Origin of the sequence: Cellulomonas sp. KH9 (assembly GCF_900114185.1) — a bacterium.
Lineage (GTDB): Bacteria > Actinomycetota > Actinomycetes > Actinomycetales > Cellulomonadaceae > Cellulomonas.
Genome location: NZ_FOSE01000002.1, coordinates 223,508 through 234,161, shown reverse-complemented (window position 1 = coordinate 234,161; position 10,654 = coordinate 223,508). Strand labels below are relative to the sequence as shown.

11 protein-coding genes are annotated in these 10,654 nt (G+C 73.7%); 1 reads left to right on the top strand and 10 read right to left on the bottom strand.

Going from position 1 to position 10,654, the window contains the following annotated elements; genetic code table 11:
* The first annotated feature begins 178 nt into the window (after window positions 1-178).
* Window positions 179-2,503 carry a putative bifunctional diguanylate cyclase/phosphodiesterase gene (locus BMZ16_RS07215; RefSeq protein ID WP_255366428.1) on the top strand — a complete coding sequence of 775 codons (2,325 nt, stop codon included), beginning with the start codon at window positions 179-181 and terminating at the stop codon, window positions 2,501-2,503.
* A 49-nt stretch (window positions 2,504-2,552) separates the two neighbouring features.
* Here BMZ16_RS07215 and nusB read toward each other — a convergent pair whose 3' ends face one another.
* The 10 genes from nusB to pilM form a co-directional block, all read right to left on the bottom strand.
* Entirely contained in the window at window positions 2,553-2,969 is a 417-nt protein-coding gene (gene nusB / locus BMZ16_RS07210; RefSeq protein ID WP_089798973.1) for a transcription antitermination factor NusB, read from the bottom strand.
* 1 nt (window position 2,970) lies between these two features.
* A complete protein-coding gene (gene efp, locus BMZ16_RS07205; RefSeq protein ID WP_089798971.1) occupies window positions 2,971-3,534 on the bottom strand; it encodes an elongation factor P in 564 nt (187 codons plus the stop codon).
* 231 nt (window positions 3,535-3,765) lie between these two features.
* Window positions 3,766-4,197: a hypothetical protein gene (locus BMZ16_RS07200; RefSeq protein ID WP_089798969.1), complete on the bottom strand. Its 432-nt coding sequence runs from the start codon at window positions 4,195-4,197 to the stop codon at window positions 3,766-3,768.
* Window positions 4,198-4,213: 16 nt separating this feature from the next.
* On the bottom strand, window positions 4,214-4,825 hold the full coding sequence (locus BMZ16_RS07195) for a hypothetical protein (protein WP_089798967.1): 612 nt from the start codon (window positions 4,823-4,825) through the stop codon (window positions 4,214-4,216).
* 66 nt (window positions 4,826-4,891) lie between these two features.
* Complete coding sequence (gene aroB / locus BMZ16_RS07190) at window positions 4,892-6,016, bottom strand: 3-dehydroquinate synthase (protein ID WP_089798965.1); 1,125 nt, start codon at window positions 6,014-6,016, stop codon at window positions 4,892-4,894.
* Window positions 6,013-6,576, bottom strand: coding sequence for a shikimate kinase (locus tag BMZ16_RS07185; protein ID WP_089798963.1), 564 nt, complete (start codon window positions 6,574-6,576; stop codon window positions 6,013-6,015). The genes aroB and BMZ16_RS07185 overlap by 4 nt, the downstream gene beginning before the upstream one ends.
* Before the next feature lie 97 nt (window positions 6,577-6,673).
* On the bottom strand, window positions 6,674-7,891 hold the full coding sequence (gene aroC / locus BMZ16_RS07180; protein ID WP_089798961.1) for a chorismate synthase: 1,218 nt from the start codon (window positions 7,889-7,891) through the stop codon (window positions 6,674-6,676).
* A gap of 135 nt (window positions 7,892-8,026) precedes the next feature.
* Window positions 8,027-8,830, bottom strand: coding sequence for a hypothetical protein (locus BMZ16_RS07175; protein ID WP_089798960.1), 804 nt, complete (start codon window positions 8,828-8,830; stop codon window positions 8,027-8,029).
* A gap of 1 nt (window position 8,831) precedes the next feature.
* Window positions 8,832-9,521, bottom strand: coding sequence for a fimbrial assembly protein (locus BMZ16_RS07170; RefSeq protein WP_143082771.1), 690 nt, complete (start codon window positions 9,519-9,521; stop codon window positions 8,832-8,834).
* Complete coding sequence (gene pilM / locus BMZ16_RS07165) at window positions 9,518-10,582, bottom strand: type IV pilus assembly protein PilM (RefSeq protein ID WP_255366427.1); 1,065 nt, start codon at window positions 10,580-10,582, stop codon at window positions 9,518-9,520. Before pilM ends, BMZ16_RS07170 begins: the two co-directional genes overlap by 4 nt.
* Between the last annotated feature and the right edge of the window lie 72 nt (window positions 10,583-10,654).

Here is a 10,654-nt window from a genome sequence, read left to right as displayed (position 1 = left end):
CGACTCCTTCCCCGCCTCACGGGACGGGCTTAAAGGGAGGTTGCTCGACGTACCACCCTACCGTCGCCCTCGGCGCCCGGGACCTCGGTCCCGCGTGACGCGCAGCACGCCGACGTCGGCGCGTGCCGTCACCCGGATGCCGTTCATGTCCGGTCCCAGGCCCGCCGATGTAGCCCACATGCTCGGCGACGTCCCCCTGTGGACCACCGTCCTGCAGTTCCTGGCGGCCGGCCTGATCGGCGGCTTCTGCGTGCTGCAGTGGGTCTGGTGGCGTGGTGCGCTGCGCTCGGACGGGTCGGCGTGGGCGCTGGCGCTGTCCGTGGCGATGGCGATGATGGTCCTGGTGGCGGGTCTGCACGGCGTCGCCGAGGGGGTCGAGCTGCGCGAGGCGCTGTCGTTCCTGCACGGGCAGCTCGTCGGGGTCGTCGCGCTGCTGTGCCTGCCCGCGACGCGCGCGTTCGGCGGGACGGGCCCGCGGCTGCGGCCCTGGGTCGTCACCGCCGCGGTGCTGCTGGCGGTCCGCACGCTGCTGTGGTTCCTGACGTTCGGACCGGTCGACGCGCCCGGCCTGCCCACCGGACGTCCGGTCGCCGTCGCCCTGCTGTTCCTCGTGCTCGCGATCACCGTGGGGTACGCGGTGACGGCACTGGGTGCCGTGCGGCTGAACGGGCTGGGCGTGCTGCTGGTGGTGGCCGCGGCCGGGTCGCTGACGATGCTCACCGCGGGCATCCTGCTCACCGGGCAGCCCGTCGGTGCGCTCCTGGCGGGACTGTGGCCGCTGCCGCTGGCCGTCGGCCTGGAGTCCCTGGCGTCGCTGCGGCTGCGCCGCTCGCAGCTGACGGCGCGCCGGCGCGAGCTGATGCGCGACGCGCTGGCCCAGGTCACCAACACCGCGTGGTTCCACCGCGACCCCGACGCGCTGCTGCTGCAGGCGCGCGACGCGGCACGGGACGTGCTGCAGGACCCGACCATCGAGGGGTCGCTGCGCCCGCTGCAGCGCGACCGGTACGTCGTCGACCTGTTCCCCGACACCCCGGACCGGCTGGCGCCGCACGAGCGCACGTTCCTCATCGACCTCGGTCTGGTGGTGTCGTCGGCCGCCGAGCGGTACGCCCTCACCGAGCGGCTCTCGCGCGCGGCCGTGACGGACACCCTGACCGGGCTGCCCAACCGGCGGGCCGTCGACACCCACCTGCTCGAGGTGCTGGAGCGGGCCGCCGTCGAACGGACCCGGGTGTCGGTCGTGTACTGCGACATCGACGGGTTCAAGGACGTCAACGACCGCGAGGGGCACGCCGCGGGCGACGAGCTGCTGCGCCGCACTGCCGACTACCTGCGCACGTGGGTCGACGACGACACGTACGTGGCACGGCTCGCCGGTGACGAGTTCGCGGTGATCGTGGCACGCGCCCCCGGGGACGAGGAGCTGGCCGACCTGGCACGACGCGTGCGCAGCGGGTTCGGTGCGCGGGTGGGCACCGTGGTGGGCCCGCGCCTGACGTGCGGCGTCGCGACCTGGAACCCCAGCGACGTGGTCGACGCCGACACGCTGCTGCGGCACGCGGACGCCGCGATGCTCGAGGCCAAGCGGACCGCGTCGGGGCACCGCGTGTTCGACCCGGCCCTGCGGGCGCGCGCCGAGGACGCCCGCCGGCTGCGCTCGGCCCTGGAGCGGGCGGTCGAGGAGGACCGCATCACCGCGTACTTCCAGCCGATCGTCGACACGCGGACGCTCGAGGTCGTGGGCCTGGAGGCCCTGGCCCGGTGGCAGGAGGACGGCCACCTGGTGCTGCCCGAGCACTGGCTGTCCCTCGCGGAGCAGACGGGGCTGATCGTGCCGATCGGGCGCTCGATGATCCGCCAGGCACGGCGCGCCCTGGACCGCCACCACATGCCGGTGGCCGTGAACCTGTCTGCGCGTGAGCTGCACGAGCAGGACGTCCTCGAGCGCATCGACGCGGCGTGGTCCGGCGGGCCGTGGGAGCACCTGACGATCGAGATCACCGAGAGCACGATGCTGCGCACGTCGTCCGCGGTACCCGTGCTGTCCGAGCTGCGGGCCCGCGGGGCGCGCATCGCCCTCGACGACTTCGGCACGGGGTTCAGCTCGCTGGCCCGGCTGGCGCGGCTCCCGGTCGACGTGCTGAAGATCGACCGGTCGTTCGTGCGGGAGGTCCGCACACCCCGCGGGGCGGGTCCCGTGCGGGCGATCGTCGCGCTGGCCGAGCACCACGGCCTGGACGTGGTGGCCGAGGGCGTGGAGTCCGCGGGCGACCTGCAGGCGCTGGTCGAGCTGGGGGTGCCGCAGGCGCAGGGCAACTTCGTCGGACGGCCGGCGCCGGGGCTGCCCGTGCGCGGGGCGCGGCCGCTGCCCCGCCCGGCGGCCGAGGAGCAGGTGCGACGGGTGGAGCCGCACCTGCCCGGGCGGCGGGTGCGCGCCGTGCCGCGTCCGCTGCGCGTGGTGCAGGGCGCCCTGGACGACGCGACGCCCGAGCACCTGTGAGGTGCCCGGGCGTCGGGTGAAGCGTGCGGCGCTGCGGGCCGCCGGCGGGTCAGGCCAGCAGCGTGGGCTTCAGCGCCACGATGCGGCCGAGCAGGCCGTTGACGAAGGCCGGCGAGTCGTCGGTCGACAGCTCGCGCGCCAGGGAGACGGCCTCGTCGACCGCGACGGCGTCCGGGACGTCGTCGTTCCAGAGGACCTCCCAGGTGCCGATGCGCAGCAGCGCGCGGTCGACCGCCGGCATGCGGGCCACCGTCCAGCCGTGCGCGTGCGTCGCCAGCAGCTCGTCGATGCGCTCGGCGTGCGCCAGGACGCCCTCGACGATGTCGACGGAGTACTGCGGCAGCGACGTCTCGGCACCCGGCTCCACGACGCGGCGCGACAGGAGCTCCGCGACGGGCAGGTCCCGCTGCTCCGCCTCGAACAGCACGTCCAGCGCGCGCTTGCGCGCCTTGGTCCGGGCGCCCACGTCAGTCGTTCACGCGGCCGAGGTACGACCCGTCGCGGGTGTCGACCTTGACCTTGGTGTTGGCCTCGAGGAACAGCGGCACCTGGATCTCGTAGCCGGTCTCGAGCGTGGCGGGCTTGGTGCCGGCCGACGAGCGGTCGCCCTGCAGGCCGGGCTCGGTGTACGTGACCTCGAGCACCACGGACGGCGGCAGCTCGACGTACAGCGGGACACCCTCGTTGGTCGCGACCAGCGCGGTCTGCGACTCGAGCATGAAGTTCGCGGCGTCGCCGACGGTGGCGGCCGGCACGTGGAGCTGGTCGTACGTGTCCGTGTCCATGAACACGAAGTCGTCGCCGTCCTTGTACAGGTACTGCATGTCGCGCTTGTCGACGTTCGCCGTCTCGACCTTGATGCCGGCGTTGAAGGTCTTGTCGACGACCTTGCCCGACAGCACGTTCTTCAGCTTGGTGCGCACGAACGCGCCACCCTTGCCGGGCTTGACGTGCTGGAACTCCACGACGGTCCACAGCTGGCCGTCGATCCGCAGCACGATGCCGTTCTTCAGGTCGTTGGTGGTCGCCACGAGCGTCGTTCTCCCGGTCGGTGGTGGTGCGCGCCGTGCGGCGCGTCCGGAGCACAGCGCCCCGCGGGACGGCTGCCGGCCACGGAGCCGACGGGCGGGTCACCCCACCGTGTCCGGCTCGCTTCGCCCGGCCGGACCGGTGCACCAGGTGCACGGACCGGCCGCAGGCCGTCGACCATCCTAGCGCCCGCGCCGGGGGTGCACCCACGGGGGCCCCGATCCGGCGGGGCGTCAGGTGAGCAGCAGGCGCACGGCCGCCAGCCCGCAGACCGCCGACCACAGCAGCGAGGCGAGGGTGCCGATGACGAAGCGCTCCGAGGCGCCGGGGTTCTCCCGCAGCTCGGGGTAACGGCCCAGGCCCTTGACGGCGACCACGACCGCGACCCCCTCGGGGACCCCCGCCAGCAGGCTGCCGGTCACGGCGAGCCGCTCCAGGACGCCGATCCACGTCCCGCCGCGCAGGACGATCTGCGCGCCCTCCCCGTTCGGGCCGTCGCTGACCCGCAGGGGCTCGAGCAGCACCGGGCCGTGGGAGCCGCGGCGCCGGCCGGCGTCCCGGGAGCGCGACGCGAGGCGCAGCACCACGCGGGTGACGAGCCAGCCGCCGAGGGCGGACACGAGCAGGGCGCCGGCCCAGATGCCGGCCACGAGGGCGGGGTGCACGGGACCGACCCTGACGTCACCCGGCCGCGCGCGTCAACAGGCGCGCCGCAGCCGGGCGCACGGCGACCTCCTCGGCCCACAGCGCGGTCCGCAGGCGTTGGCTCACGGCCTGCTGGGTGACCCCGAGCGCCGTCGCGACGACGTCCTGCGCGGGGGCGTCGTCGCGAGCGGTGGCGCCACGGGCGCGCAGTGCGTCGACCGCCGCCCAGCCGGCCGGGGTGCGTCGGACGGTCACGGCGCCGAGGAGCACGAGGACGCCGTCGGCGTCGGCGGCGGCCTGCGGGTCCGCACCGCGCACCGCCAGCGGGACGGGCCGCTGCCGGCTCTTGGCCGCCTCGACCGCCTCGCGCGCCAGCACGAACGCGGGACCGGCGCCCTCACGTGGTGAGGCCGGCAGCGGCTCGTCGACGGCGCCGGCACCGATGCCCACGCTCCACCCACCGTCCCGGAGCACGCGCAGCGCGGTGTCGACGACGACGTCCGGGTCGTCGAGCACGCCCTGGACCTCGTCACCGACCGTGCGCTCGAACCCGCGGACCACGGGGACGTCGGCGAGGTCGGCCAGCAGCTCCGGGACGCGGTCGGTGCCGGTGCGACTGCCCCGCTGGTCGATGGTGAGGACGAACATGGCACAAGACTGCCACCTTGTTCGGCACACCACAAGGTCTGGATGTTGTAGGAGCCGTCACAAGGGTCAGAGCAGGATGCCGGTGCCCCGCTCCGGCTCGGTCGCGATCTCCGCGTACGCGGCGGCCAGCAGCGTCGGGTCCGGGCCCTCCAGGCGTGCGGGCCGGGCCAGGCCGTCCAGCACGACGAACCGCAGCAGGTCCCCGCGCGTCTTCTTGTCCCGCCGCATCGCGGCGAGCAGCTGGTCCCACCGGTCGCCCCGGTACCCGGTCGGCAGACCGAGCGCCGTCAGGACGCTGCGGTGCCGTGCGACGACGTCGTCGTCGAGGCGGCCGGCCAGACGCGCGAGCTCCGCGACGAACACCATGCCCACGGACACCGCGGCCCCGTGCCGCCAGCGGTACCGCTCGACGTGCTCGACGGCGTGCCCGAACGTGTGCCCGTAGTTGAGGATCTCGCGCAGCCCGGCCTCGCGCAGGTCCTGCCCCACGACGCGGGCCTTGGTGCGCACGGCGCGCTCGACCAGCTCGGCCAGCACCGGCGACGACGCGGCCGCGACCGGGTCGCGCAGCAGCGCGGTGTTCTCCTCGACGAGCTCGAGGATCCGCGGGTCGTCGATGAACCCGCACTTGACGATCTCCGCGAGCCCGGCGACGAAGTCGTACGGGGACATCGACTCCACGGCGGCCAGGTCGCACAGCACACCGGCCGGCGGGTGGAACGCGCCGACGAGGTTCTTGCCCTCGGCGGTGTTGATGCCGGTCTTACCGCCCACGGCGGCGTCGACCATGCCCAGCACCGTGGTGGGCACCTGCACGACGCGCACGCCGCGCAGCCAGGTGGCCGCGACGAACCCGGCGAGGTCGGTCGTCGCTCCCCCGCCCAGGCCCACGACGGCGTCGGTGCGGGTGAAGTCCGCCTGCCCCAGCACGCCCCAGCAGAACGCCGCGACCTGCGCGGTCTTCTGCTCCTCGGCGTCCGGCACCTGCGCCAGGTACACCTCGTACCCCGCGGCGACCAGGTCCTCGCGCACCGTCTCCGCGGACGTCGCCAGCGCGGCCGGGTGCACGACGAGCACGCGGCGCACACCCTCGCCGAGCATCGCCGGCAGGTGGCCCAGCAGGTGCCGGCCGATGACGACGTCGTAGGGCTGTTCCCCCGCGACCGTGACGACGGCCTCGCCGCCGCTCACGCGTCGGACCCCGTGGCCGACGGTGCGCCCAGCGCGTCCTCGACCGCCACCGCCACCTCGGCGGGCGTGCGCCCGTCCGTCGACACCCGCACCGTCGCGACCTCCTCGTAGACCGGACGCCGGGCGTCCATGAGCGCCTGCCACTGCGCGCGCGGGCTGCCGACGAGCAGCGGGCGCGACTGGTTGAGCCCGACGCGCGGCGCGGCGTGCGCCAGGCTCACGTCGAGGAAGACGACCACACCGCCGGCGTCGCGGTAGTCCCGCAGCGCCGCGCGGGTGCCGTCGTGCAGCACCGCCCCGCCGCCGAGCGCCAGGACGCCGTCGTGCTCCGCCAGGGCCGTCGCCACCGCGGCGCGCTCCAGCTCGCGGAAGTGCGGCTCACCGTCCTCGACGAACACGTCGGCGACGGACTTGCCCGCGAGCGTCTCGACGTCCGTGTCGGTGTCGCGGACCGCCAGCTGCCAGCGCCGGGCCAGCGCGGCAGCGACGGTCGACTTGCCGGCGCCCGGGGGGCCGACCAGCACGAGGCGGGGACCGGGGGTGGGGGTTGCAGAGGGCACGGGCGGCAGCCTAGTCGCGCGGGTGGCGGCGCCCCGCGCCGTCCAGCGGACGGGCAGGGAGCCGCGCGGTGCGGGACCGCGCGGCTCGCTCCCCCGGTCAGCTCAGCAGCTCAGGGACCGCGTCGAGGTAGGCCTCGAGGTTGCGGCGGACCTCGGCGACGCTGTCGCCACCGGTCTTCTCCAGCAGCGTCTGCGCCACGACGAGCGCGACCATCGCCTCGGCCACGACGGCCGCCGGCGGGACCGCGCACACGTCGGACCGCTGGTGGTGCGCCGTGACCGGCTCCCCCGTCGCGGTGTCGACCGTCGCCAGGGCGCGCGGCACCGTCGAGATCGGCTTCATCGCCGCGCGCACGCGCACGACCTCGCCGTTCGACATGCCGCCCTCGATGCCACCGGCGCGGTTGGTGCGTCGCACGATCCGACCCGAGGCGTCGCGCTCGATCTCGTCGTGCGCCTGCGAGCCGCGGCGGGTGGCCGTGCGGAACCCGTCGCCGACCTCGACGCCCTTGATCGCCTGGATCCCCATGAGCGCGGCCGCGAGCCGCGCGTCGAGGCGGCCGTCGGCCTGCACGTACGTGCCGATGCCCGACGGCAGCCCGTGGACCAGCACCTCGACGACGCCACCGAGCGTGTCGCCGTCCTTGTGGCACTGGTCGATCTCGGCCACCATCGCCGCGCTGGTGGCCGGGTCGAAGCACCGCACCGGGTCGGCGTCGAGCGTCGCGACGTCGTCCGGCGTCGGGGCCGGTGCGTCCTCGGGGACCGCGACCGGGCCGATCGCCACGACGTGCGACACCAGCCGCACCCCGGCGACCTGCTCGAGGAACGCCGCGGCGACCGTGCCCAGCGCGACGCGCGTGGCCGTCTCGCGGGCCGACGCGCGCTCCAGGACCGGGCGCGCGTCGTCGAAGCCGTACTTCCGCATGCCGACCAGGTCGGCGTGACCCGGGCGAGGACGCGTCAGCGGGCGGTTCCGGGCGATCTCCCGCGCGTCACCGGTCCCGGCGTCGACCGTCAGCGCCTCCGGCGGCACCGGGTCGGCCGACATCACGTCGGCCCACTTGGGCCACTCGGAGTTGGCGACCTCGATCGCGACCGGACCGCCCTGCGTCAGGCCGTGCCGCACGCCGCCCAGCAGACGCACCGCGTCCTGCTCGAACTTCATGCGCGCACCGCGCCCGTACCCGAGACGACGCCGCGCGAGCGCGGCCTGGACGTCGGAGGTCTGCACCTGCACGCCGGCAGGCAGACCGTCGAGGATGCCGACGAGCGCGGGACCGTGCGACTCACCGGACGTCAACCATCGGAGCATGAGGGGATCCTTTCACGTGGTCCGCCAGCCACGTCGCGGTGTCCGGCATGCCGAACTCTCGGACGCTCGGACGCTCGGACGCGACGGTGGCCCGCGCGACGCGTGTCGCGCGGGCCACGAACGGCCGCAGGGGCGTCAGCTGACGACACCCTCCGACGACTCGACCGCGATGCGGGGCTCCTTGCCGGCGGGCAGCGGCGCGAGCTCAGGCGACTCGGTCGGCTCGGCGCCCGAGGACGCGCCAGCGGTGGCGCTCAGCACGTAGACGAAGCCCGTGAGCACCAGCTCGACGTCGCCTTGGCCAACAGCGGGTCGACCATTTGCGGCCTCCGCCGCCTGCAGTCCCTTGGCGGTGTACTTGGTGACGAGGAAGAGTCGCTCGTTCCCAGTCTGCACACGCTCGATGAAGGCAAACACGTTCGACACCGGGCCGACAGCCGTGATGGTCAAGGAGACGCCCGCGAAACCCTCCACGGGTCCTACCGCCACCGATGCCCCGGTGGTTCCCTCTGTCCCTTCCGCAGCCGGCGGCTCGGTGGCCTCCCCGGCCTCGCCCTCGGACGGGGCGACCTGCTCCGGCAACGCCGCGGGCGCGATGGTCTCCGGGAGCGCAGCGTCGAGCGTCACCACGGTGACACCGGTCTCCTCGGCGGTCGACTGGAGGGCGCGCACGTATTCAGCAAGCTGAGCCTCACTCGGGATCTGACGCCCGATGCCCGCGAGCTCCGCCTTCGTCGCATCGAGCCCCGCTGCCTGCTCGACGAGCCGGTCGAGCTGGGCCTGGAGCTGAACGTTGCGATCCTCTGCCGCACCGGCCTCGGTCCGCGCGGCGGCCGCAGCCGTCAGCGTCGGTGAGATGGCCAGGAACCACGCCAGGGCAGCGATCAGGACCGAAAGCACCACCGTGCCCCCGACCCACTGTGTCGACTTCGCATTCATCTCAGCCCTCCGGGGCGAAGCGGTTGGCGTACGCCTGGTCCGAGACCAGAACGCGGCTCGTGTATCCGTACACCGGCTGGCCGTCGAACTCCTCGAGCGACGCACTGCTCACCCACGCGCCGTGGAAACCGGGGATGGCGTTGAGGGCGTCGATCCACGCAGCGGTGTCGACGAGCGTTGGCGCCTTCGCCTCGAACGTGATCGTGGCAACGGCTGGCTCGTCGAGCGGGCTGACCGGCGGTGCCGGCGCCAGCATGGGCGTCGCACCGTCCATCGCAAAGCCCGTGAGACCCACGCCCTCGGGCATCACCGCGCCGATCGCACGCAGGTACGGTGCCCACAGCGCCTCGGTGGACATGCCCAGGAGGCGCGCACTCGTCGCACGCTCGAGCGCGCCGAGCACCTGCGGGACCTCCGAGTACTTGGCCTGCTGCTGAAGCAGACGCGTCGTCTCCGCCTCAGCGCGGCTCTGCTCCGCTCGGGCTTCGGTCAGGGACACGATCGACGTACCGTAACCAACGGCGGCGAAGGCGACCACGGCCGCAACCACGAACACCAGACGGCGCTTGAGCCTACGCAACCGGTGCTTGCCGACGATTTCCGGGGGCAGGAGGTTAACCTGCGGCAGCGCCGGGACCCCCGTCGCGGGCACCCGCTTGGGCGAGCGCTGCCGAGTCAGGATCGTGCTCATGCGGCCGCTCCCATCGCGAGACCGAGCGCGATCGCGAGCGTGTACTGCTCCTCGACGAGCCGAGGCGAGGCGGCGTGGCGTTCGACGTCGAGGTTGTCCAAGGGCTGTCCGGCGCTCACCGGCAGCCGCGTCGCGGTCGAGAGGTACTGGCCCAGACCGGGCAGCTGTGAACCACCGCCCGTCAGCATGACGTGCTCTACGCCGGCGCCCGGATGGCTGCTCGCGTAGTACACCATGGTGTTGCGGATCGCCTCGATGAGCGCCGACACGACGGTCGTGATCTGTTCGGCCGCCCGCTCGTGCTCCGGTGCGGTCGCAAATCCCACGCCGATTCCGCGCTTCGCGATCTCCGCCTGGTCGAGCGGGATCTGCAGGGCCGCGGCTACTGCCTCCGTGACGTCCTGGCCTCCCGACGGCAGCATGCGGATCATCCTCGGCACACCGCGCGCCACGACCGCCACCGTCGTGACCCGCGCACCGACGTCGACGACCGCCACCGTGTGCTCCAGTGCCTCGCCCCGTGCCATGGCACGCGAGAGCGCAAAGGCGCTGAGGTCGACAATGACCGGCCGGAGCCCGGCGACCTCGACGGCCGCCGTGTTCGCGGTCACCGTGTCCTTGGTCGCCGCGACCAGCAGACCCTGCATGACGTCACCACCCTCGGACTGCCGGACGCCGGTGGGCAGGTAGTCGAGGATGGCATCGTCGACCGCCACCGGGATCAGATCCGCCACCTGGAACGGCAGCGACGATCGCACCTGTGCGATCGGCATGGCCGGAAGGTCGAGGTCACGCACGACGACGCGCTGGTTACCGATTCCCAGCACGACGTTCTTGTGGCTGAACTTCTGCTCGGTCCAGAGTCGCTTGATCGCGCTGCCCACCGTCTGGCGTTCGACCACCTCGCCCTCCCGGACCGCCCCCGGGGGAAGCTGCGCGACGCCGAGCCGAACCAGGCGGGGCCGCGCGGTCAGCGACGGTCCTCCGTTCCCGAACTCCAGCTCGGCAGCGCGGACATGCGTGGTCCCGATGTCCAGACCGATCACACGTGTCTTGGTCACGTGACATCCCTTCGTGCGGCGCGACGACCACTGCTCTATCGGGTCTAGAGCGGCCGGCCTTGAGTCGTCTGG

Coding starts and splice junctions, on each gene's coding strand:
- BMZ16_RS07195 (WP_089798967.1), bottom strand. CDS start 4,825: ATGTTCGTCCTCACCATCGACCAGCGGGGCAGTCGCACCGGCACCGAC.
- BMZ16_RS07170 (WP_143082771.1), bottom strand. CDS start 9,521: ATGAGCACGATCCTGACTCGGCAGCGCTCGCCCAAGCGGGTGCCCGCG.
- aroC (WP_089798961.1), bottom strand. CDS start 7,891: ATGCTCCGATGGTTGACGTCCGGTGAGTCGCACGGTCCCGCGCTCGTC.
- BMZ16_RS07215 (WP_255366428.1), top strand. CDS start 179: ATGCTCGGCGACGTCCCCCTGTGGACCACCGTCCTGCAGTTCCTGGCG.
- BMZ16_RS07175 (WP_089798960.1), bottom strand. CDS start 8,830: ATGAATGCGAAGTCGACACAGTGGGTCGGGGGCACGGTGGTGCTTTCG.